The sequence below is a fragment of the Chitinophaga sp. ARDCPP14 genome, assembly GCF_051362515.1.
Classification (GTDB): Bacteria; Bacteroidota; Bacteroidia; order Chitinophagales; family Chitinophagaceae; genus Chitinophaga.
Window position 1 is genome coordinate 91801 of the sequence record NZ_JBKIXB010000013.1, and the last position, 24198, is coordinate 115998.

Consider the following 24198-nt stretch of genomic DNA (forward strand, 5'->3'; position numbering starts at 1 on the left):
TCTGTAACTATTGCTTTACTGCCTCTACGTTTACAGTGATGTCAACAGTAGGTGCTACTGCCCATACACCGGAAGGTAATTTGTCTGCATACTTTACTCCAAAATCAAGGCGATTGATGGTAGTCTTAGCAGTGAACCCTGCTCTTCTCAAACCCCACGGATCTTTAATCACACCGTTGTATGTAACGTCGAAGGTTACACGTTTTGTTGTATTGCGGATGGTGAGATCTGCCAGCAAAACATATTTATCGCCTGTCACTTTCTTTAAGGAAACGCTTTTCAGGGTAATAGAAGGATATTCCGCAACGTTGAAGAAATCATCTGTTTTCAGGTGGCCATCACGTTGATCTACGCCAGTGGAAATGCTGGTGGCATCTACCGTGAAATCTACTTTTGCATTCTGAAAGTTGGTGCTGTCGGCCGTTTCAATGGTGCCATTGAATTTGGTGAAATGACCTTGTACGTAGCTCAGGCCTAAGTGTTTTACGCCAAAGATGATGCTGGTATGTGCAGGATCTGCATTCCATTTTACCTGGGCAAAGGTGGCGATGCTGGCTAATACCAGGAGGGTAGTAAAAAAGAAACTTTTCTTCATGATTGTTTTTTTATTGAGTGTGATAGTTATTTATTTAGAAAGCTGACGGTCAACGGACCAGCGTCCGGCGCCCTTGATGATCAATGCAATGTTGATTCCAATTACGAGTAAATGATACTCAAAGCCTTCACCTGCCTGCGTGCCGCCCCAGTTCATAAAAAAGCCATTAGCAGAATGTATGTTCGTAGCTACCAGCATGATAATAGTTAGCATGGCTGCCCATATCCTGGTGGTGAATCCAAAAAGGATTAACAGTGAACCGATGCTTTCGGTAAATATTACCAGGAAAGCAAGGATAGAAGGAGTACCCTGTGAAGTGAAGTAACCCATAGTGGCCTTGAATCCATAACCGCCAAACATGCCAAGTAGTTTTTGTGCGCCGTGTGGCAACATTACCAGTGCTACGGTAATACGGATAATAAAGGAAGTGAGGTGATCGTCTGTGCGAAGTAATCTTTTAAACATAAGGGTATAATTATTAGCGTTTGAACTTTTATTGTATATACAAGTATTAGGGCAAAAAAAATCAACTACGTAGTTTATCCAGCAAATTGTTGAGGGTATTCACCTCTTCTTTGGTCAGTTTCATGGTCACTTCCTGGTGGTTATTTTCTATCACCGGATCCAGTTCCTTTAATAAAGCCAGTCCTTTGTCAGTGATCTCAATTTCCACTTTCCGGCGGTTGCTGTCGCACTGCTGCCGCGTTAATAATCCCTTCTGGCGTAACTTTTCTACCAGCCGGGTGGCATTACTCATCTTATCCATCATCCGCTCCTGGATATCCAGCAGGTTCAACGGATTAGGACTGCTTCCACGAAGTATACGTAATACATTGTATTGCTGGCTGGACAAATCATACTGCTTTAGCATATGAGAAGCGCCCACCTCCAGCCAGTTACCAGTAAAGATGATATTGAGAATAGCTTTTTGGTATTCGTCCTTAAATCGGGTTTGCTTCAGTTCCTCTTCCAGTTTCATAATTACATTTACAACTGTTGTTTATACAACAAAGGTAAGTGTATTTTTCATATTGCCAAATTTTATGCGGATTTTGTCTTGGCTCAGGATTACGCTGATTTTACTGATTACCTGGATTTTTACTTTGGGATTTTTTTGGATTTTCAGATTAATAATATAATAAGTAAGGGAGATAGCAGCGAATATCACCGCTGCTATCTCCCTTAATCCTTTATAAATCCAAATGTAAAAATCCAGGTAATCAGTAAAATCAGCGTAATCCTGAGCCAAGACAAAATCCGCTGGACTAGCTATTCAGCCCGCCATCGATCGTCAGCGCGGAACCGTTGATAAAACCGCTTTCAGGACCTGCCAGGAAGCTCACCAGGCCGGCTACATCAGTGGCCGTACCGTAATGACCCAGTGCAATGTGCTGGCGTTGATAATCGGCATGAGGGCCATCGGCCGGATTCATATCGGTATCTACTGGTCCAGGTTGTACCAGGTTGGTGGTAATACCCCTGGAACCCAGGTCGCGCGCCAATCCTTTGTTGAAAGCGGTAAGTGCAGATTTGCTCATGCTGTACAGGGTACCCTGCGGACCAACCACACGGTCGGCCATGCAACTGCCAATAGTAATGATCCTGCCGCCGCTGCCCATATGCCGCGTGGCTGCCTGTGTGGCTACAAATACGGCACGGGTGTTTACTGCCATGGTATGCTCATAGTCTTCCAGCGTATAATCGGAAAACGGTTTCATTACGGCGGTACCGGCGTTATTAACGAGTATGTCTATACGGCCATAACTATTAACCGTATGCTCCACAGCGGCCAGCACTGCATTCACATCAGCGCTGTCTGCTGCCACAGCAGTAGCTTGCTGTCCTTTTGCGGTTAATTCTTCCACCAGCGCTGCTGCCGGCGCTGCGCCCTTTACATAGGTGAACACCACGGTGGCGCCCTCTCCGGCTAAACGCTTTACAATGGCGGCGCCCATACCACGACTACCTCCTGTTACCAGGGCTATCTTATTCTCCAGACGTTTCATAAATAAATGATTTTATGCTGGCAAAACTAGCCCGGCTAACCGGTGTAAAGAAGAGGAGTACTAATTGTTAACTACTAACCTTCATGTTAGAATTGGGCTGGAGGTACTTCTCACGGAGTATATTCAGGTGGTGTGTCTGATGCCCGGCAATGGCAAAGCCCAGGGCAAGTACCGACATTTCCGTTTTCCAGCACATCCCTGTCCGTAACAGCGCCGCTTCAGAGAAATTATTGAACTGCATAATGCTGGCCGCACGTACGGCTTTCAGTTCCGCAAGGATTTCTGATACGCTCCGCTCATCTATTTCTGCATTCGCTGCGTAGTCGTCCTGTTCCATCGTGGGCGGTATCTGGGCATCTTTCCGGGCAAATAACAGGGCGCGGAAAGAAAACACCCGCTCGGTATCCGTAATATGCTGAAGTACATTCTTTATAGTCCATTTGCCGGGACCATAGGCATAGTTCCCCAATGGCTCCAGCTGCGCGGCATCAAGTTCATTCAGTGCGTGTAACGACTGCTCCAGGGCAGTTTTGATATCTACGTCTGGTACCAGGTTAGTATAGGTGGAGTAATATCCCGAGTCAGGGTGGATGGCATTTTTTTTCATCTGGTGAGTTTTAAAGGAAACTGAATATACGAACATTTTCCCCTGGCAGCAGACCGTTTCCCCTTATTATATCATCTTAATAATATATTTAATATATTTGTAAGTAATATATCCTGACTACCTACAATCTCTTTCTATGAAATATCTGTTACGGGGCCTGCTGCTGCAGGCGCTCATCGGATTTGCCACCACCCTGCACGCGCAGGAGAAGAGCCCTGATAGCCCCTTTCAATGGGACGCCAGGTGGATTTCCGGCAATAATGCCACCCCGGCCGCCTATGGGGTGTATCTTTTCAGGAAGCAGTTCCAGCTGCTCAATTATTCCGGTCCCTTTATCATCCACCTTTCTGCGGATAACCGTTACCGTTTGTATGTAAATGGACGCTTTGCCGGAATGGGACCTGCACGCTCCGACGCTGCCAACTGGTACTATGAAACAATAGATATCAGCCCTTACCTGAAATATGGAGTCAACGTAATTGCCGCAGAAGTGATCAACTTCGGCCCCTGTAAGCCGCGCGGCCAGTTCACCAATAGCACCGGCCTGGTCATACAGGGACATACACCACGCGAAGCCGCTATTATCAACACCGGTTCTGCTTCGTGGAAAGTAATGGAAGATGAGTCGGTACATCCGGCTGCCGTAAAAACCACCGGTAACGCTTTCTACGGCGCCTTCCCGGGCGATAGCATAATTGCGCAATACCATCCCTGGGGCTGGGAACAGCCTGCATATAACGACAGTGACTGGGAATCCGCAGCAGCAGGGCATGGCGTAGCACTGCAAGGCAATAGCGCGGATAACTGGCCGCTGCTTGCACCATCTCCCATAGGCCGCTTGTACCAGGAACGGCAGTCGTTCGCCGGCATTACTTCACAACAGGGAATTACTGCAGAAGCAGCCCTGCTGAAAGGCACCGCGCCATTAACGATTCCGGCTAAACGAAAAGTAAGGCTGCTGCTGGACGCAGGACAACAAACCATCGGCTTCCCTGAAATGCTGATCAGCGGCGGACTGGATGCTGCTATCAAAATTACTTATCAGCCGGCGTATACCAGCAGCACCGTGATACAGGATGTTATTCATCCCGATGGCGGCGCCCGCCGTAAGTTCATCTCTTCCGGGTATCGCAGCTTCCGGTATGTGCAACTGGATATTGAAACCGGCAAATCGCCTGTTACATTACACGACTATTATAACGTATATACACAGTACCTGCTGAATGATAAATCAACCTTCACCGCCGGCGCGGCAGCGGATTCGCTCTGGGCCGCTGGTAAAAGGGCTGCACTCACAGGCGCGCAGGATAACCTGTACAATGATCCGTTCAATGAGCAGCTTCAGTATATACAGGATGCCCGCATACAGGGGCTTGCCATCAGTTTTTTTTCGGGAGATGATCAACTGCTCAGAAATGCGCTGGTACAAACAGACCAGTCGCGCATTCCAGAGGGCCTTGTCCGTTCCCGTTATCCGTCGGACGACCGGCTGGTATCGGTAACAGATGCGCTGGTATGGATAGGCGCTATCCACGATTATTTGTGCTATAAAGCAGATAAAGAACTGACGAAACAATGTTTCCCGGGAGTACGCAGTATCCTCGATTGGGTGGATCGCTACCAGGACCCCGTTACCGGTTTACCCGGCACTATGCCTTACAACGATAGCGTGGCGTTGTCGCCCGCCACAGGTCAGTACCTGTATGCCCTGCGGCAGGCAGCTGTTATTGCGGGCTATTGCGACAAGCCGGCAGACTCTCTCGCCTATACCCGCACGGCAGATAAAGCAAGGGAAGTATGGTATCAGCAATGTTATGATGCGGGGAAAGGGTTGTACGCGGAAACCGCCGCAAAGAAAACTTTTTCGCGCTATACCAATGCCCTGGCTGTACTGGCACAGGCGGTGCCACCCCGGCAGGTAAAAAACGTGATGCAGCGGTTATTAGCAGAAAAGCCGGCGCCAGGCGAATCGCTGCGTGAAAAGTATTACATCTTCAAAGCAATGCAGGAAACCGGCATCACAGAAACCTTCCCGGCAGAACTGCAGCCGCTCACCGTGCTGCTGGAACAGAACAATGCAGCCGCTTACCAGGCAACGGCCTCAGTGGCCAATCTTTTCCTGCTGGGCATTACGGCCGGTATCCAATCCTCCTCCTATGGCTTCAGAACCGTATTAATAGCGCCGGATCCCGGCGCCTCGCCGCAGGTAAAAGCCACTATGGTACATCCTGATGGCTTAATAGAAGTAGACCTTGCATTTAAAAATAATCGTGTAACCGGCACCGTTAGGGTCCCGTTCGGTATCACTGGCAAATTCCGCTGGCGCGGAAAGGAGATCACGCTGCACGGTGGGCCGCAGGAAATCGCTTTGTAACGCGGATTTTGTCTTGGCTCAGGATTACGCTGATTTTACTGATTAGCTGGATTTTTACTTTTGGATTTTTTTGGATTTTCAGATTAATAATAAGGGAGATAAAAGCGGATATTTTCGCTTCTATCTCCCTTAATTATTATTAAAAAATCTAAGAAATCAAAAAAATCCAAAAGTAAAAATCCAGCTAATCAGTAAAATCAGCGTAATCCTGAGCCAAGACAACATCCGCGTTACGCGCGTTTTCTTCGCGAGTAAAAATAATTTATCCCCAATGCGCCGATACAAATGAACAATCCAAAGAATTCGCGTGTTTCTTCAATCCAGGGCTTGGTTGCTTTCATGGTTTCGGCAAGGTTCTCTGCGTTGTGTTTGGTGAACCAGTCCTCCACCCCGTTCTGATCAAAAAACTTATAAATGGCATAAGCCAGGTATACCAGTATACCAGCAATGTACCACTTCGGGTAAAAGCGGTTACGGGCGGCAAACCAGCAAAACAAGGCAGAATAAAGATAAATGGGCATCCATATATAAGGATCGGGATCATTGTACTGTAAACCTGCAAACAAAACGAACATCAGGCAAAACACAATATTCAATATTTTCATGACACAAAAATTAGGACTTAAACATACACAAAAGAATTTCAAAACTATATTCCTTGTATTATTTTATCCCGGCAGTGTGGAATAGTGGAATGACAGTCTGCAATTTTGTCACTTTTAAAGAAAATGTTAAAAGACTACTTGTTTGGGCTAAAATAATGTTATATATTCGGTTCATTACATCGTTCCACGTGAGAACCAAAATCTGAGATTAGAAATGTTTGTTACTAGAGCAAAAGATTCTCACATTATTATTAATTAAGTTATCGTATCGGATTAAACAATTAAACAAAGTCAAATGACCTGAATCAGCTTGATTATCAGTGTTTGTTTTATAGTATAATTCATCATTCACTAGTAGTTATCGTTTAACTGTTGAACAGACACTTGTTTCTTTTTTGACACCGTGTAGCGCATCATGCACAGTGATGAAAAACTAATGCTTTGTATTTATTGAAAATTGACCTGCCGCAAAAAATAAATGCAGCGGGTAAGGAATCTGTATGCAAAGTTGTGACTGTTCAATAAGGTGACATATATAGAATAGATAGGAATCCTTATTTACTAACAATTTTTTTTCTTAAACGTTTCCCTTAAATCACGTTATGAAAAAGCAATTTTACCAGGCACTCGCCGTTCTATGCGGCCTCTTGTTGCTATTGGCCGGCAACACTGTATCAGCACAAACAAAAATCTCGGGTAAAGTAACAGACAAAGCCTCCGGCAATGCGCTGCCAGGCGTTACGGTGTTTGTGAAAGGTACCAACCGGGGTACTGCCACAGATCCCTCCGGTGCATTTTCCCTTATGGCCAAATCAGGCGAAACACTTGTATTCTCCTTTGTGGGATATGATCCGCAGGAAACAGTAGTGGGAACCGGACCAGTAAACGTTTCTCTCACCGAGAAAGTAGGATCACTGGAAGAAGTAGTAGTAACCGGTTATGCCAGCCAGAAAAAGAAAGACCTTACCGGTGCAGTGTCCATTGTAAAAGTGGAAAATCTCACCAAACAACCCACTTCCCAGATAGCTAACCAGCTACAGGGACAGGTTTCCGGCGTTACCATCCTCGGCTCCGGTCAGCCCGGCCAGGAACCACAAGTGAAGATCCGTGGCGTAAATACCTTCGGAAATAATACACCACTGTATGTAGTAGATGGAGTACCCATCTCTAACATCACAGACATAAACCCCAACGATGTGCAAACCATGCAGGTACTGAAAGATGCAGGCGCTGCCTCTATCTACGGTGCCCGTGCAGCCAACGGCGTTATCATTATCACCACCAAAAGAGGAACCGGAAAAGTAAAGGTTTCTTATGATGGGTATTATGGAACACAGCGTCCCAAAGGCGGCAATGTATGGAATATCCTCAGCCCGCAGGAACAGGCAAACCTGAAATGGATGGCCATCGCCAACACAACGCCCAATCCGGTATACAAAGATGAACAATATGGTTCCGGTGCCACACCACGCCTGCCGGATTATATCGCACCGCAGGGCGCAATGGAAGGAGATCCCGGCACAGATCCATCTACTTATTTCGTAAATCCAAACTACAAGGTAGCCAGTGATGTAGATGCTTTTCACCGTATCGTAAAAGCCAACAAGTCAGGTACCGACTGGTTCCACGAAATATTTAACCCGGCGCCTATCACCAGCCACAATATATCAGTAGCAGGTGGCGGCGATATCGGCAGCTACTTTTTCTCTTTCTATTACTTTAACCAGCAGGGTACATTAACCAATACCTATAACAAACGTTATGCAGTTCGTGCTAACAGCACTTATAACGTTACGGATCATATCCGTGTAGGGCAGAATATGGAATATTCCCTGATCAATAACCCGCAGATCGGCGCACTTACAGAAGGTAGCGGTATCGGTATGGCTTTCCGCGAAATGCCTATCATCCCGGTACACGACATCAAGGGCAACTATGCAGGCAGCTTCGGTAAAGGTTTGGGTAATGCCCGTAACCCCGTAGCCATCCAGGACCGCTTCGGTACTACCAAAACACTGGCCAACCGCCTGTTGGGTAACGTGTTTGCAGAAGCAGACATCCTGAAACATTTCACCCTCCGCACCAGCTTTGGCGGTGAAATCTATTCATTCAATAACCACAGCTTTACGCTGCCTGAATACGAAAACGCCGAGAACAATAAGGTGAACTCGTACACAGAAAACGCAGGAAATGGTTACGACTGGACCTGGACCAACACCCTCACTTACCATCAGAACTTTAACCAGGTACATGACCTGAAAGTACTGCTGGGTACAGAGGCATTCGATAACCAGGGACGCACCGTTGGTGGAAGCAACCTCGATTATTTTACTTTTGATCCCGACTTCACCAACCTTAGCACAGGTAGCGGTACGCCAACCAATTATAGCGGCCGTTTCTCTGATGGACTATTCTCACTGTTCGCAAGGGTAGACTATTCTTATAAAGACCGTTACCTCCTGGGCGCCCTGATTCGCCGTGACGGATCTTCCCGGTTCGGTTCATCCAACAGGTATGGTAACTTCCCCGCTGTAAGCGCCGCCTGGCGTATGTCGCAGGAAGGATTCATGAAAGGTGTCAGCTGGATCTCAGATCTGAAAATCCGCGGAGGATATGGTATCATGGGTAACCAGATCAACGTAGATCCTCAGAACTCCTTCACCGCTTACGGATTTGAAAAAGGAAACTCCTTCTATGACCTGAAAGGCACCGGTAACTCCATCATGCAGGGCTTCTACCGCACACGTATCGGTAACCCCAATGCAAAATGGGAAAGTAACGTAAACGCTAACATCGGTATCGACGCGACCCTGTTCAAAGGCGCACTGGAAGTTACCGCAGACTACTACCGTAAAGATGTAAAAGACCTGCTGTATAACCCCGAATTACCCGGTGTTTATGGTATAGCTAACGCTCCTTATGTGAACGTGGCACAAATGAAAAATAAAGGATTCGACTTTTCTGCTACCGCCAACCTGAATCTTACTAAAGACCTCAAGCTGGAAGTGAACGGTAACATCACTACCTATAATAATGAAATCGTTAAAATATCAGACGCTGCTCCTTACTTCGACCAGGAACAACGCCGGTTTAACGGTACATTCATTATCCGTAATGCTGTGGGCCAGTCCATCAGCGAATTTTTTGGTTATAAAGTAGATGGATTCTGGAACAGCCAGGCACAGATAGATGCTGCAAACGAAGCTACCAGGAAACAGTATAACGACAATTCACTGGTATACCAGACAGATACAAAACCAGGCCGTTTCAAATATGCAGATGTGAATGGCGACGGCAGGATCACAGAAGCAGACCGTACTTACCTCGGTAACCCTAATCCGAAGTTCAGCTACGGCCTCAATATCAACCTCACTTATAAAGCATGGGATTTCAGCATGTTCGTGTATGGAGTACAAGGCAACAAGATCTGGAACCAGGTGAAATGGTGGACCGACTTCTATCCTTCCTTCGAAGGTGCGAAAAGCAAAACCGCCCTGTATGATTCCTGGTTGCCAACCCGTCAGAACGCAACAGCACCTATCCAGGAAACATCTCCATCCTTCAGTACCTCCAATGTGCCGAACTCCTATTTTGTTGAGAATGGTTCTTACCTGCGTGCGAAAAATATCATGCTGGGATACACCATACCCAGTAACATACTCCAGAGAGTGGGTATTACAAAATTCAGGGTATATGGCCAGGCTGCAAACCTGTTTACCATTACAAAATACTCAGGTATAGATCCTGAAATTACCGGTGGTACCAGCAATTTTGGTGTGGATGAAGGAGCATATCCTAATCAGCGTCAGTACCTGCTTGGTGTGAATGTAACATTCTGATAATTTTTTCCTGAAAAGTAAAATTGAGAAAAATGAAAACATTACGATATTTAAGTGTAATTCTTGCGTTGGCAGCAGTAGGAATCAGTGCTTGTAAAAAGAGCTTCCTCGAACGGGGACCACTCGGCTCCCTTAGTGATGAAATTGTAGCGAATAAATCCGGTATCGGTTATTTACTCGTAGGCGCCTATGCCTCACTCGACGGACAGCAAACCGCCCAGGCAGCACTCGGCGGCGGCGGCCCCTGGGAAGCGTCTCCTACCAACTGGATCTATGGCAGCGTAGCCGGTGGCGATGCACACAAAGGCAGCTTCAGTGGTGACCAGCCAGGTATCGATCCCATCGCAAAATTTACGGTAGATCCCAGCAACGGTTTCTTTAATACCAAGTGGAGAGCTGTTTATGAAGGGGTGATCCGTTCCAATGCAGTACTGGTAGCACTTCCAAAGGCAACAGATATGAGTGCCGCCGAAAAAACACAAGTGGAAGCAGAAGCCCGTTTCCTTCGTGGTCACTATTATTTTGAACTGAAAAAATTGTTCAATAAAGTACCATATATCACAGATACCACGTTGGAAGTCCGTATCAAGAATGACAAGGATATCTGGCCTTTTATTGAAGCCGATTTTAAATTTGCAACAGATAATCTGCCGCCAACACAAAGCGACGTGGCAAGAGCAAATAAATGGGCCGCACAGATCTACCTGGCCAAAACTTATCTCTATCAGAAAAAGTATACAGAAGCAATGCCGCTGTTCGACCAGGCAATCGCCTCCGGCGTTACTTCCAATGGCCTTAAATACGCACTCACCAACGCATTCGAAGATAACTTCGATGCCGCCAAAAAGAATAACTCAGAGTCCGTATTTGCTATTCAAATGACCGCAAATGATGGTACCAACACCATCGCAAACGCAAACCAGGGAGAAATGCTGAACTTCCCGTACAACAGCCCCTTCGGCTGCTGCGGATTCTATCAGCCTACCCAGGACCTTGTAAACTCATATCGTACAGACCCCGCTACCGGGTTGCCTAACCTGGATAACTGGAACGCAAACCCGGTAAAGAATGATCAGGATACGTTATCCAGCGCTCCATTCACACCGGAAACAGGTACACTGGATCCACGCCTTGACTGGACTGTTGGCCGCCGAGGACTGCCTTATCACGATTGGGGTAACCACCCTGGTGCCAACTGGATCAGAGATCAAGCTTATGCCGGTCCATATGCACCAAAGAAAATGGTGTACTGGCAGTTTAACCAGGACAAATACAAAGATGCACACTCCTGGGCGCCCGGATCTGCTATCAACGTACTGCTGATCCGCTTTGCCGACGTTATCCTCATGGCCGCTGAATGCCATGCCCAAACCGGCGACCTCGGCGGCGCTACCGCGCTGGTAAACCAGATCCGCGACAGGATGATCAATCACCCTGAAAACTGGCTGCATAAATACAAAGACCCAACAAAACCAATGTTAGGTTTCGATCCTGCGGTAATGGCAGCTAATTATAAAATAGGCAGGTACACGGCTGCTTTTACAAGTAAGGACCAGGCATTAAAAGCCATCTATTTTGAACGCAAACTGGAACTGGCTACAGAAGGCCACCGCTTCTTCGATCTCGTTCGCTGGGGCATTGCCGATGTGGCGCTGAATGCCTTCATCCAATACGAATCAGCCATCACCAACGACCTGAAAGGCGGACATTTCACCAAAGGGAAAAATGAATATTTCCCCATCCCGCAACGCCAGATCGATCTGACAATGGTGGGCGGAGTAAGAGTACTCGATCAGAACCCGAATTATTAATAGCTATATCTGTCGCCCTTTTTAAACAAAACGAATGCAGCGATCTTTTTCGCTGCATTCGTTTTTATATAACATTTTAGTACTTTACAATGCCCGTTAAAATATTCACTGATGACCAACCAACCAATGAGGAACCGGTATTGTCTCGCCGTTTTATTTTTAATCACCAATTGCCTTGTCATCATCAGCAGCTGTGATACCCCTACCCCGGAAGAAAAAGGAAAAGCCCTGGCAGATAAATATTGCTCCGGCTGCCATTTGCCGGTGTCTTCCGACCTTTTGGATAAGGAAACCTGGACAAAGCATGTATTGCCCGCTATGGCCCCCAAATTGGGCATTAAAGTGTGGGGAGAGCATTCTTATTACCCGCCAATGCCCGGCGAAAAGCCAGGGCTTATTTCAATCCAGGATTGGGAACTGCTGGTGGCATACTATGAACATACCGCCCCGGATAAACTGCCGGCAGAAAAAATACCGCAGCCGTTGCAACGCGACTGGTCCTTCTTTACCCTGAAACACCCGGCACTGAAAGATACCGTCCCCGTAGCTACCACCATGGTGGCCTTTAATCCGGACAATGGCCACCTCATGACCAGCGATGGTCTCACCAACACACTCACACAGTGGGACGAAAATTTACAAGTCGTTAACATCCGGAATTTACCTTCCCCTGCTGTTGATATACTTTTTGTAAAAGATACTGCAGGACAACAACAGGCCATACTCACAGAAATAGGCAACATGCGCGCATTGGACGCGCCTGCCGGCATTATTACCAGCATCCGGCCCAACGACGCGGAAAGCAGGCAGCACGACCTCATGGCTTTCCTCAAACGACCGGTACAAACCCTGCAGGCAGATTTTGATAAAGATGGTCTGCCAGACCTGCTGGTATGCGCATTCGGACATAACCAGGGAGGCCTGTACTGGCTGAAACAGTTACCAGACCACAAGTACCAGCAATTTCCCATATGGGAAGTGCCCGGCGCTATCCATGCAGAAACCGGCGATTTTAACCACGACGGCTATACGGACTTTATGGTATTGTTCGCCGCTGGTGATGAAGGGATCTGGTTATTTGAAAACGACAGGAAAGGTGGCTTTGTATCTACCAACCTGCTGAAATTCCCTCCTGTTAATGGTTCTACCGGGTTTCAACTGGCAGATTTTAACGGAGATGGAAGGCTGGATATTTTATATACCTGCGGTGACAATGCAGATTTTTCTATGGTGCTTAAACCTTATCACGGATTATTCGTCTACCTGAATGACGGAAATAACAAGTATACAGAAGCATGGCATTACCCGGTGAATGGCTGTACAAAGGCAGTGGCAGCGGATTTTAACGGTGATGGTAAACTGGATATTGCTTCCATCGCCTTTTTTGCTGATTTTAAACACCGCCCGGAAGAGAAATTTATTTTCTTTGAAGGTGGAAATAAACCACTTACGTTTATTCCCCATTCACCGCCACTGGAGAAGGAAGGAAGGTGGATCTGCATGGATGTGAAAGATTATGATCACGATGGCGATCAGGATATTGTACTAGGAAACTATGCGCAGGGTTTTATTATACTTGATGATTATAAGCCTGACTGGAAAGAGTATCAGCCGTTTATAGTATTGCAGAACAATGCTGTGCATTAAACGGAACGTAAAAATCACTTGTTTATTTGGAATGAAAGGAGAAATATGTATCTTACGGCCGTATTTATTGCTGCATGGATTTTTGCTTTATTGCCGGATCTGAATTTATAGGAAGAGCACTCATATATTACAGATCTTTAAAGTGCCATCGTTCTTGATCAACGTTTTCCCAACATATACCTTATTGCGCTGTGCCTGTCGTCAGAGGCACCGTGGCTAAAGATATCCTGATGTATAATCAGGTTTTAGAATGGCGGAAGGAGAGGCAGTAATGCCTCTCTTTTATTTTGGGGCATATCCCATCGTTCAACCATTGATGTGAACGGTTTAATCTTCTTTTTTTGCCATCTATCATAAAAAAGTGGCCGGATTCTTAAAATCCCATTATTACTGGTTAATTTTATTGGGAAATCAGCATTATTATTTTAAACAGGATATGTCAGTGGCTGAATATGTATACGATCAGGATAAAGTGAGCACGCTGCTTGGAACGATCATCAGGAACAACGGAAACGAAAAAGCGAATACCTGGCTGCAACAACGTTTGCAGCTACAACAGCAAACCGGTGCCATCCCGCAGTTTAATCAAACTTTCACAGCTATTCCGCGCTTCACAGGTAAAGAATTGATCCATCTTTCCGCAACGGAAAATGAACAGTTGCAAGCGCTGCGGCCGTCATTATTCGTACATGGATGGACGTTAGACCGCCTCGTACGGGTATGGTGGCTGCTCCGGTTGCCGGTAACAAACAAAGCCATATACCTGGAGGTGCTGGAAAACCTCTTCAATGGCGCGGAAATGAATGAGCTGGCAGCTTTATACAGCGGACTCCCGCTGTTGCCCTGGCCGGAAGAATGGATCGCCCGCACGTCGGAAGGGATCAGGTCCAATATTGGTATTGTACAGGAAGCCATTATGCTGCACAATCCTTACCCGGCCGAATATCTCCCGGAACCCGCCTGGAACCAGCTGGTCATGAAAGCCATCTTTACCGATAAACCATTACACCGGATCACCGGGCTGGATGAAAGAGCCAATGCTGCACTGGCCGGCATTCTCGTGGACTTTGCCCATGAAAGATGGGCCGCCGGCAGAACGCTCGATCCCATGCAGTGGCGGCTGCTGGTGAATTTTGTAAACGAAGGTAACTTTGCCGACATTACCCGCATCTGGCACTCCGTCAACAGCGCTGAAAAAGAAGCCGCTGCACTCGTTTGTGCCCAATGCCATTACGAACCCGCTAAAGCATTGCTGGCCACAGACCCGGCACTGCAGGCAGAAATACACGCCGGTACTATCTCCTGGGATACCCTGGCACAAAAAATAATTAAATAATTAAATTAAAACTGATCAGATATGTGCGGAATTCATGACTTAACAGAAAAAGATCTTCAACCACTCACCTATAGCCCCGCTTATCTTAATAAAATAAAAGGCATGCGCTTCTTTGATCCGCATGTGCACATGACCGCCCGTACTACCGACGACTACCAGGCAATGGCCGATGCAGGCGTAGTAGCCATCATTGAACCCGCTTTCTGGTTAGGACAACCACGCACCGGCGTAGATACCTTCCGCGATTATTTCAGCAGCCTCCTGGGATGGGAGCGTTTCCGCGCTTCCCAGTTCGGCATCAAACACTATTGCACCATTGGCCTCAACTCCAAAGAAGCCAATAACGAAAAGCTCGCAGAAGCAGTAATGGAAATATTACCGCAGTTTATTTATAAAGAAGGCGTAGTAGGCGTGGGCGAAATCGGTTTCGATGACCAAACCCCCCTGGAAGAAAAATATTACCGCGCCCAGCTGGAACTGGCCAAAGAAGCAGGGCTCCCCGTACAAATTCACACCCCCCACCGCGATAAGAAAAAAGGAACCCAGCGCAGTATGGATATTGCACTGGAACATGGTTTGGAGCCTCACATGATCATTGTAGACCATAATAACGAGGAAACAGTCAAAGAAGTGCTCGATCGTGGCTTCTGGGCTGCGTTTACCATCTATCCATTCACTAAAATGGGGAATGAACGCATGGTAGCCGTGGTTAAACAGTATGGAAGTGAACGTATTATGGTGAATTCCGCTGCCGACTGGGGAATCAGCGATCCCCTGGCAGTTCCCAAAACCGCCGCTTTAATGCACGAAAGTGGTATTGACTTGAATGACATTCATTTGGTAACTTACACCAATGCTGTAAAAGCCTTTGCGCAGAGCGGCCAGATTAATGAAGCAGATTTTGATGTAGCAGCAAATATTGATCAAAGTGAGAAATTTAACGGAAGCTCTATACTACGTGGAGGACAGCAGCCTCGAATTGATAAAAACACAACCATCATCCGGTAACGGCCTGACAGCTTCGTCCCTGCTGGCAATGAACCATGAAAACCTAATTACGCGGTGAGTTATATTGTTAGCAAATTATTTGGATACCTACGCCTGATGCGACCAGCCAACATCGTAACTGCAATAGCAGATATATTGGCAGGCGTCGCTGTGTCGGCCTATTTTATAAATGTTACGTTCAGTACTGTTACACTGGATCTTACGCTGCCGGTGGTATGCCTGTGCCTCGCTACCATGGGGCTCTATGGTGGTGGCGTGGTATTCAATGATGTATTTGATGCCACACTGGATAGTACAGAGCGGCCGGAAAGGCCCATCCCAAGCGGGGTAATCTCAAAAACACAGGCCATTATCCTCGGCAGCTACCTGCTCCTGGTAGGTATCCTGGCCGCTTTTTCCGTAGGCCGCCTTACCGGCTATGCCGGCTGGCTCGCCATCGGCGTAGCTGCCAGCGCACTCGTTTATGATAAATGGGGGAAACATCATTCCTTCCTCGGCCCCCTCAACATGGGACTTTGCCGCGGACTTAACCTCCTGCTGGGCATCAGTATTGTACCGGAAATGCTGGAAATATACTGGTGGATGGGATTCATCCCCATTCTCTATATCGCCGCTGTTACCAACATCAGCAGGGGAGAAGTACATGGTGGAAGCGTGAAAAGCCTGCGCTTTACCGCTGTATGTTATGCACTGGTATATATTACAATGGGTATCCTGGCATATATGCACCACCGCTTCTGGCTGGCACTGCCTTTTATCGCGCTGTTTATTATTATGATCAATGTGCCGCTTTTCAAAGCCATGAAAAACCCTTCGGGGCCAAATATAGGAAAGGCAGTGAAAGGAGGAATCATCGCACTGATTGCCATGAATGCCGCCTGGGTGGCCGCTTTTGCTACTATACCATTCGCAATTGCCGTAATATTATTGTTACCGATATCCCTGGTACTGGGCAAAATATTTGCCGTCACCTGATCACATTACCGGTGTCCGGCCACAAGCCGGGTACCGGCACCATTATTCCGGTGATAGCTATTCCGCTATTCCCCGCTTCATCGCTTCTTTTACCAGCCCGGCGGTATTCTTCACCGCAAGCTTCTGCGTAAGATTTAACCGGTGTGTTTCCACCGTACGCAAACTGATAAACAACAGGTCTGCAATCTCCTGGTTGGAATATTCGTCCGCAATCAGTTTCAGTATTTCCTTTTCCCTGCGCGTAAGCGGAATCTCGTAATTAATGCGCTTTTGACCGGTAATGGCTTCATTCACTATCTGATTCCTGATTAGGTCGTCGAGAAACTGCCCGCCGGCATGCACCTCCTCAATAGCGCGGATAAGCGTTTCCGGATCAGTGCCTTTTAACAGGTAGCCGGCGGCGCCATTACGCAGCATTTGCTTCACATAATGCGATTCCATAAAACTGCTGATCGCAATCACTTTTACAGACGGATGCTTTTTCTTCACCTGCTTGCAAAGCGCTATGCCATCTATTTCAGGCATCTGGATATCCAGTAATAACACGTCGGGTTGTATACCGGGTAAAGCCTCCATCAGCGCGCCCGGCCGGTTGCTTTCATAAACAACGGAAATGTGCGGGTAAGGCGTAAGCATCGCCTTGATGCCACTGATCACCAGCAGGTGATCATCCGTGATAGCCAGTTTGATACTCATCTTCTTTTTAAATTAAAACGATGACTGCACTTCCATCAGCTGCATAATGGCAATATTAAATTCTATATATGCCGTTGTGCCGCAACCCGGTATAGCCGTCAGCGTTAGGTGTCCGTTTAATGATTTGATCCGCGTATGAAGATTCTTTAATCCCATACCGGTCGTGCTTTTCGCGATATCTTCAAAGCCAACGCCATTGTCCTCTACGGTAATGGTAAGCAACTGGTCATGTTGCGTAAGTTGAACCAGGGCTTCGGTAGCATGGGCATGCTTAATCACATTGTTGATCAGCTCCTGCACAATCCGGTATACCGATAATTCAAAGTTGCCCCTGAACCGCTGCATGTCGCCGGAAGTATAGAACGTGATCTGCAGCTTCCGGGAGTGACTCACATTATGGCAGAATAATTCCAGCGCACCCGCAAGCCCCATCCTGGAAAGGATTTCAGGCATCAGGTTATGGGCAGTTTTCCGGACTTCACCAATGGCGTCGTCCAGCATGCTGAGCGCATGGTTAAAGCCTTTGTCCTGCTGCAGAAAAGTACGTTCATATTTGAGCGCCCAGAAATGCATTTTCACGGCGGATAACAGCCCGCCAACGCCGTCGTGCAGGTCTTTCGACAAGCGCGTGCGCTCTTTTTCCTCGCCTTGCATCATCGCCTCCAGCACCTGTACGGTTTTTTCTACTTCCAGCGTTTGAAGCTGCTGTTTTTGTAAACGGTGCCGGTGCAGTAGTTTCTGCCATATCAGGAAAGAACCAACCAGGATCAGTATTACGCCGGCAAAGATGAAACCAAGCCACCTGTTCTTCCGCTGTAACAGCAGGTCTTTCCGGATCAGCTCTAATTTTTTCTCCGCCAGGTCCCTGTCTTTTTTCTCAGACTGGTACTGCATTTCCAGCTGCTGTACATTCAGCCTGGTGGCATTCCCTACCAGTGAATCATTCAGCTGCTCATAAGCCTTCCGCAGTTGAAAGGCCCGCTGGTAATGCTGCTGCGCGGCTTCATTGTCGGATGCCGCCAGGTAAGCCCGCCTTAGTTCATCGCCCGCATAATATTGCCTGGCCAGGGTAATTGTTTTCTGTAGATAGATACCGGCAGCGGGGTGCTTCCCGCTCCGGTAAAGGGCATTGGCATATCCCATGTATAACTGCATCCGGTTTTCAAGCCCGGGATCATCAGTGGAAATAAGCAGCGCTTTTTCAAAGGTTCGCAAGGATTGCTCATGTTGCGAAAGATCCGTATATACCCGCCCGGTTGCAGTAAGCGCATTCAGTACCAGCAGCTGGTCGCCAGCTTTTTTACCAAGCTCCAGCGCCCGGTTGAAATACCTGCCGGCAGCCGTATAGTTCCCCTCCCGGCTTTTACTTTCTCCAAGGTTGAGCAGGGCCGCCGCCATGCGCGAATTGCTGCCCAGCCGGCGCCCATGATCATAAGCCTGCACCGCATAATTAAACCCCTTCTTATAATCTCCCAGGGAAATAAAAACATCCGATAAATAGTTCATGATCATGCCCGTGCTGGCACTGTCTTTCGCCGCATCGGCCAGTTTCAGCGCTTCCAGGTAAGCCGCCGCAGCTGCCGGGAAATTCGCCATCTGCTGGTATTCCATCCCGCAATAGCTGATGGCCCTCACCTGGCTAAGCGTATCTTTTAGGGAAGCATAAATGATCACCGCCTGCTTCAGCATGTACAGCGACTGCAAATACTGCCCCCGCATATCCTGGATATACATATAGTAACACGCAAAATCGGCTACCCCTTTATGGTACCCCAATTGCCTGCTGATCCGCAAGGCACGCATGAAGACGGCAGCCGACTTATCAAGCTGGTAAGGAAAAAGCCGGCAGCCATAGTCAATCAGCGCCTGTACCTGGTTTGCACCTGCCGGCTGCCGGTTAATCGTTTGCAACACACTGTCATCCGCAGGAAACGGGGATGCCTGCAGCACCCCGCCGCTGCCCATCGAAATACAACAAACAAAAAGTAATATTCTCAGCATTTCTGATTCACTTTTACAGCCCGGAAGGCTGTTATTGTTAATAATTCAAGGTTACCGGTTATCACGCACAATGAATGCCCCGGCGGATAACAGCCGGAAAGCTATTACCCGCCATCGCGCAGTGCGTTGACAAATGCTCAGCATGCAACAAAAGATGTGAAATACAACCGATGTTACAGGGTTAACAACATGGGCGTCCCATGTTTTTTTGGTCAAACAATTTAATTCTCAGACTGTGAAACCGTCGTTCATTTCTACAGCGGCCTAAAGTTCAGTATTTCTGTTTTAATACGCAACAGCGTATGGGATGAACGGAAGCAGGAGCGGATCAGGAGATCGGGAGAACTACGTAGATTGCCTGCTGGTAAGGCATTGGCGGGTGCCCTGCGCACATAAGTAGAACTACGCAATTTATAAAATAATGGTTTATACCGTAGCTAAAACCGGGTAAAACAGATTTCTTTGCATACCGATAAATTGATTCTACAGACTAACCCCAAAAAAACAGGCTCCGTTCCCGGGGCCTTTTTCTTTGTAAAAAATCACGTTTTTCTATGTACTTTTAAAGGCTATAGTTTTTTTTAGTCAGATGATGCGGATTTAGCCATGGAATATATTCAACAAAACTTCAATGTCAACTTCTCTTACGGTGTTTTCTTTAGCAGTAATTTATTCGATCCTGCCAACACCTGTTTAGCTACCTTCCTGGAATCAAAAGCGGAGAGTGCATACGTTAAGAAATTACTCGTTATACTGGATGGTGGCGTTGCAACGCATCACCCGGAACTAACCCAACAGATCAATCAGTACTTTCAACAGGTGCGCGGCTTTCAGCTGGCCCCTGAAATCATCACCATCGCCGGGGGCGAAGGCGTGAAAAATGATCTGCCCCTGCTTTTCAGCCTGGTCGATGCCATCGATAAATATAGCATCGACCGCCACTCCTATGTGATAGGCATCGGCGGCGGTTCCCTGCTGGATCTCGTGGGGTTTGCCGCCGCAATTTCACACCGCGGTGTGAAACATATCAGGATTCCAACGACCGTACTGTCGCAAAACGATTCCGGCGTTGGCGTGAAAAACGGCGTAAACTATAAGGGGAAGAAAAATTTCCTCGGTTCCTTTGCGCCGCCCGCAGCCGTGTTCAACGACCCGGTATTTTTAACCACCCTGGACCCGCGCGACTGGCGCTCCGGCATGGTGGAAGCCGTGAAAGTAGCCCTTATTAAGGATGCCGCTTTCTTTAACCGCATAGAAGAAAATGCAGTGACGCTAACCGGCGGTGATATGGCCGCTATGCACGAACTTATTTACCGCTGCGCAGAACTGCATATCCAACATATCGGCGGCGCCGGCGATCCGTTTGAAAGCGGCTCCTCCCGCCCGCTGGACTTCGGTCACTGGAGCGCACATAAACTGGAGCAACTCACCAACTTTGAATTACGTCATGGTGAAGCAGTATCTATCGGTATTGCGGTCGACAGCGTATACTCGTTCCTGTTAGGATGGCTCTCCGAAAAAGATATGCACCGCATTCTCACGGTATTAAAAAATATGAAACTGCCGGTATGGCATCCTTTGCTGGAAATGCAGGATGGTAAGCCTTCCCCGGTGGTAGCAGGACTGGAAGAATTCCGTGAACATCTCGGTGGCCGCTTAACAATTTCCCTGCTGCGCGCAGTAGGAAAAGGAGAAGAAGTGCATGAAATGGACCTTAACTTATTATATAAAGCAGTAGCTATCTGCAAAAATAATCAGTAATGAAAACAGCTGCAGGACATCTTACCTACTGCACAAATATTCATCCCGGCGAAAACTGGGACGACCACTTTGCGCAACTCAAAAAATTTATACCTGCCATTAAACAACAGGTATCACCAGATAAACCTTTTGGAATAGGATTGCGACTGGCTAATACCGCCAGCCTGGAACTGAGCAAGGAAGCGCCCTTGAAGGCATTTCAGCAATGGCTCCGGGAAGAGGATTGCTATGTGTTTACGATGAACGGTTTTCCTTATGGCGGCTTTCACAACGTAGTGGTAAAAGACCAGGTACATGCGCCCGACTGGACCAGCGCTGACCGCGTAGCCTATACCATCCGCCTGTTCAGGATCCTGGCAGCATTGCTGCCCGAAGGTATGGAAGGAGGTATTTCCACCAATCCGCTCGGATATAAACACTGGTGCAACCGCTGCGAAGAAGACAAGAATTCTTACACAGAAAGCGCTACGCTGAATATGTTGCTGGTGCTGGAACAGCTGGTGCGCACACGTCGCAGCGGCGGCCCTTTGATGCACCTCGATATTGAGCCGGAACCCGATGGCATGATGGAAAATACCAGCGAGTATATTAACTGGTACTTCGAAAATTTACTGCCTGCCGGCATCCCGTTTATCAAAGAGAAATTTAATATAGAAGATGACCAGGCAGCAGCCGATATCATCAAAACGCATATTCAGCTGTGTTACGATGTTTGCCATTTTGCACTTGTATACGAAGCACCCCAGCGGGTCATCGAACGCATGCAGCATCATGGTTTGAAGATCGGCAAACTGCAGATCAGCGCGGCGCTGAAAGCCGATATGCCCGCAGATACCACCGCACGCAACGAAGTAACAGACGCCTTCCGTAAATTCGATGAACCGGTATATCTGCACCAGGTGATCGCGAAAAGAAAGGACGGCACTTTTATTCATTATCCCGACTTACCGGAAGCGCTGGCAGATGAAAATAATGCAGCCGTTACAGAATGGCGCTCCCATTTTCATGTACCTGTGTTCCTCGATAAATTCGGTGTATTGCAATCCACGCAGGAAGATATAAAACAAGTACTGGCCATACAAAGGGAACATCCTTTTACACAGCACATGGAGGCGGAAACATATACCTGGGACGTGTTACCACCCGCCCTTAAACAGAAGATGTCTTTATCCGTTTCCCGTGAGCTGAACTGGATAAGGGAACAGTTATAAGTATCTTTGCATAGTGCCGCGCGGCGCCACCGGATAAACACCGGTAGCCCCGGCGGCAACACGCAATCTTGGAATTGTCCCCCCGGTATTATAGCTTTATGCCGGAATTGTAACGGCGATTGAATATATGAGAAAGACAGTAGTAATTGATGTAGTAGGGCTCTCCTCTTCTTTGCTGGAGTACCTGCCTTTTTTAAAGGCCTATACACAACAGCGGCACCTGGCCACCGTAATGCCTATGTTACCTGCGGTGACTACGGCTGTACAGAGCACGTACCTTACCGGCGAATGGCCCAGTGAGCATGGAATAGTAGGCAATGGCTGGTACGACAGAACCGATGCGGAAGTTAAGTTCTGGAAACAATCCAACCGGCTGGTAGACGCTCCCAAAATATGGGACCGTGCCCGCAAACTGGATCCATCTTTTACCTGTTCACAAATGTGCTGGTGGTACAACATGTACGCGAACGTGGACTACTCACTGACACCCCGTCCCAACTATCTTTCCGATGGCCGTAAAGTGCCCGATTGCTATACTTCTCCATCTACACTCCGGGATTATCTCACCGAACAACTCGGCAAGTTCCCCCTGTTTAATTACTGGGGTCCCACCGCCAGCATAAAATCAAGCCAATGGATCGCTGATGCGTCTATCCTCACGGATAAACTATACGATCCTACCCTTACTTTTATTTACCTTCCCCATCTCGATTACTGCCTGCAGAAATTCGGACAGGACCCGGTAAAAAATGCAAAGGAACTGGCAGAAATTGATGCGGTATGCAAACAGCTGATTACTTATTATCAGCAGAAGAATTGTGATCCGATTGTACTGTCGGAATACGGCATTACCAATGTGAATAACCCCGTGCATCTTAACAGGATTCTGAGGGCAGAAGGGCTGCTGGCCCTGCGTGTGGAAAATGGCCTCGAACTGCTGGATGCAGGCGCCTCCAAAGCATTCGCAGTAGCAGATCACCAGATCGCGCATATCTATATCAATGATCCTTCCTGTTATAAAAAAGTACGCTCCATCCTGGAAAAGGTGCCGGGTGTACAACTGGTGCTGGACCGGGAAGGCAAACGGCAACATCATCTCCATCACAGCCGCAGCGGCGAACTCATTGCCGTAGCCGATGCCAACAGCTGGTTCACGTACTACTATTGGATGGATGACAACAAAGCCCCCGATTTCGCCCGAATTGTAGATATATTCCGTAAACCGGGTTATGATCCTGTAGAGATGTTCATGGACCCCGCAGACCCGCTCATTAAGCTGAAAGCGGCAGGAAAATTGCTCAAAAAGAAACTGGGTTTCCGCTACCTGATGAACGTCATCCCGCTCGATGCAACCCTTATCAAAGGCTCTCACGGCAGGATCGAAGAAAACCCTGCCTATCACCCGGTGGTCATCAGTTCCCAACCCGCTCCCAAGTCGCAGCTACAGGCAACAGACGTGTACGGGGTTATCTGGAACCAGCTGACAGGCAAATAACGGCTCCGCAATGACCAGTAATCAGCCGGCAGGTAAATAATCCTCCGGTTGTATTAACTTATTCATAACCATCTGGTTACGACTACAGGGCTGTTCTAAGCAGCTTCAAAAAACCGCCTATAACCCAATGATAAACAATCAGTTACCGATCAAGTCCACCTCACCTCCGCATCAAGAGCACATTTACTCCATGTCCTAAGTATCACCAAAGCATCTCCAAAGCATATCCAA

The 24198-nt window shown here is 47.7% G+C and carries 18 protein-coding genes; 10 read left to right on the plus strand and 8 right to left on the minus strand.

The annotated features are described in order from the left end of the window. Positions 1 to 7: 7 nt before the first annotated feature. The 5 genes from ACLHR0_RS27565 to ACLHR0_RS27585 all read right to left on the minus strand — a co-directional run bounded on the left by ACLHR0_RS27565 (position 8) and on the right by ACLHR0_RS27585 (position 3208). Positions 8 to 595 carry a YceI family protein gene (locus ACLHR0_RS27565; protein WP_370911026.1) on the minus strand — a complete coding sequence of 196 codons (588 nt, stop codon included), beginning with the start codon at positions 593 to 595 and terminating at the stop codon, positions 8 to 10. A gap of 30 nt (positions 596 to 625) precedes the next feature. Next, complete coding sequence (locus tag ACLHR0_RS27570) at positions 626 to 1060, minus strand: DoxX family protein (protein ID WP_370911025.1); 435 nt, start codon at positions 1058 to 1060, stop codon at positions 626 to 628. 61 nt (positions 1061 to 1121) lie between these two features. Next, positions 1122 to 1574, minus strand: coding sequence for a MarR family winged helix-turn-helix transcriptional regulator (locus ACLHR0_RS27575; protein WP_429044384.1), 453 nt, complete (start codon positions 1572 to 1574; stop codon positions 1122 to 1124). Between the two features lie 286 nt (positions 1575 to 1860). Beyond that, a complete protein-coding gene (locus tag ACLHR0_RS27580; RefSeq protein WP_370911023.1) occupies positions 1861 to 2601 on the minus strand; it encodes a 3-oxoacyl-ACP reductase family protein in 741 nt (246 codons plus the stop codon). Positions 2602 to 2668: 67 nt separating this feature from the next. Further along, a complete protein-coding gene (locus ACLHR0_RS27585) occupies positions 2669 to 3208 on the minus strand; it encodes a DinB family protein (RefSeq protein ID WP_436490980.1) in 540 nt (179 codons plus the stop codon). A 136-nt stretch (positions 3209 to 3344) separates the two neighbouring features. Between ACLHR0_RS27585 and ACLHR0_RS27590 the strand changes: the two genes are divergently transcribed. Beyond that, the gene (locus ACLHR0_RS27590) at positions 3345 to 5582 is read left to right on the plus strand and encodes an alpha-L-rhamnosidase C-terminal domain-containing protein (RefSeq protein ID WP_436490982.1); all 2238 of its coding nucleotides are present in this window, start codon (positions 3345 to 3347) and stop codon (positions 5580 to 5582) included. A gap of 230 nt (positions 5583 to 5812) precedes the next feature. Here the strand turns inward: ACLHR0_RS27590 and ACLHR0_RS27595 are convergent, their stop codons facing one another. Beyond that, positions 5813 to 6187, minus strand: a complete 375-nt coding sequence (locus tag ACLHR0_RS27595; protein WP_370911020.1) for a transmembrane 220 family protein — start codon at positions 6185 to 6187, stop codon at positions 5813 to 5815. A 602-nt stretch (positions 6188 to 6789) separates the two neighbouring features. On the opposite strand from ACLHR0_RS27595, the gene ACLHR0_RS27600 reads away from it, so the two are divergent. The 6 genes from ACLHR0_RS27600 (at position 6790) to eboC (ending at position 16803) form a co-directional block, all read left to right on the plus strand. Beyond that, positions 6790 to 10026 carry a SusC/RagA family TonB-linked outer membrane protein gene (locus tag ACLHR0_RS27600; protein WP_436490985.1) on the plus strand — a complete coding sequence of 1079 codons (3237 nt, stop codon included), beginning with the start codon at positions 6790 to 6792 and terminating at the stop codon, positions 10024 to 10026. A gap of 32 nt (positions 10027 to 10058) precedes the next feature. Further along, complete coding sequence (locus ACLHR0_RS27605) at positions 10059 to 11837, plus strand: RagB/SusD family nutrient uptake outer membrane protein (RefSeq protein WP_436490987.1); 1779 nt, start codon at positions 10059 to 10061, stop codon at positions 11835 to 11837. 111 nt (positions 11838 to 11948) lie between these two features. Next, entirely contained in the window at positions 11949 to 13484 is a 1536-nt protein-coding gene (locus ACLHR0_RS27610; protein WP_436490989.1) for an FG-GAP-like repeat-containing protein, read from the plus strand. A 436-nt stretch (positions 13485 to 13920) separates the two neighbouring features. After that, positions 13921 to 14820 carry an EboA domain-containing protein gene (locus ACLHR0_RS27615; RefSeq protein ID WP_436490991.1) on the plus strand — a complete coding sequence of 300 codons (900 nt, stop codon included), beginning with the start codon at positions 13921 to 13923 and terminating at the stop codon, positions 14818 to 14820. 21 nt (positions 14821 to 14841) lie between these two features. Next, entirely contained in the window at positions 14842 to 15828 is a 987-nt protein-coding gene (locus ACLHR0_RS27620) for a TatD family hydrolase (protein ID WP_089892383.1), read from the plus strand. A 96-nt stretch (positions 15829 to 15924) separates the two neighbouring features. Beyond that, positions 15925 to 16803 carry a UbiA-like protein EboC gene (gene eboC, locus ACLHR0_RS27625; protein ID WP_429061813.1) on the plus strand — a complete coding sequence of 293 codons (879 nt, stop codon included), beginning with the start codon at positions 15925 to 15927 and terminating at the stop codon, positions 16801 to 16803. Between the two features lie 57 nt (positions 16804 to 16860). On the opposite strand, the gene ACLHR0_RS27630 is transcribed toward eboC, so the two are convergent. Both ACLHR0_RS27630 and ACLHR0_RS27635 read right to left on the minus strand, forming a co-directional pair. Beyond that, complete coding sequence (locus ACLHR0_RS27630; protein WP_370911013.1) at positions 16861 to 17499, minus strand: response regulator; 639 nt, start codon at positions 17497 to 17499, stop codon at positions 16861 to 16863. Between the two features lie 12 nt (positions 17500 to 17511). Further along, positions 17512 to 19500: a tetratricopeptide repeat protein gene (locus tag ACLHR0_RS27635; protein WP_436490994.1), complete on the minus strand. Its 1989-nt coding sequence runs from the start codon at positions 19498 to 19500 to the stop codon at positions 17512 to 17514. A gap of 606 nt (positions 19501 to 20106) precedes the next feature. Here ACLHR0_RS27635 and ACLHR0_RS27640 point away from each other — a divergent pair. The 3 genes from ACLHR0_RS27640 to ACLHR0_RS27650 all read left to right on the plus strand — a co-directional run bounded on the left by ACLHR0_RS27640 (position 20107) and on the right by ACLHR0_RS27650 (position 23967). Then, the gene (locus ACLHR0_RS27640) at positions 20107 to 21261 is read left to right on the plus strand and encodes a 3-dehydroquinate synthase (protein WP_436490996.1); all 1155 of its coding nucleotides are present in this window, start codon (positions 20107 to 20109) and stop codon (positions 21259 to 21261) included. Then, positions 21261 to 22472 (plus strand): metabolite traffic protein EboE, encoded by a 1212-nt coding sequence (gene eboE, locus ACLHR0_RS27645; protein ID WP_436490998.1) that lies wholly within the window; start codon positions 21261 to 21263, stop codon positions 22470 to 22472. Before ACLHR0_RS27640 ends, eboE begins: the two co-directional genes overlap by 1 nt. A 127-nt stretch (positions 22473 to 22599) precedes the next feature. Further along, the gene (locus tag ACLHR0_RS27650) at positions 22600 to 23967 is read left to right on the plus strand and encodes an alkaline phosphatase family protein (RefSeq protein WP_436491000.1); all 1368 of its coding nucleotides are present in this window, start codon (positions 22600 to 22602) and stop codon (positions 23965 to 23967) included. The last annotated feature ends 231 nt before the right edge of the window (positions 23968 to 24198 follow it).